Source organism: Zoogloea sp. LCSB751, assembly GCF_002028455.1.
GTDB lineage: Bacteria > Pseudomonadota > Gammaproteobacteria > Burkholderiales > Rhodocyclaceae > Zoogloea.
On the sequence record NZ_MWUM01000706.1, the window covers coordinates 1 to 230 of the forward strand.

General features: G+C 49.1%; 1 pseudogene. It reads right to left on the minus strand.

The features are described from left to right. Positions 1 to 187 (minus strand): annotated as a pseudogene (locus B4920_RS28260) (formate dehydrogenase); the annotation flags it as partial. Positions 188 to 230: the final 43 nt, after the last annotated feature.

A 230-nucleotide genomic window follows, 5' to 3' on the forward strand; every position in this document is an offset into this window, starting at 1 on the left:
CATCTGAGCAATGCATACAGGCGACAGAGATTGATGCCTCACCTGGTTGACCATCGTTGATGGTTACCACGCGGCGGCGTTGGATACCCCACTCGAGAGCGGAGTCGTTTTCGTTTTTACATGCGGTGACACAGCCGTTACATTCGATGCAGCGCTTGGTATCACACAAAAATTTCATTGTAGCCATAGTGGCAATTCTCCTAGCTTAAGCTGCACTTACGCTTTAACGA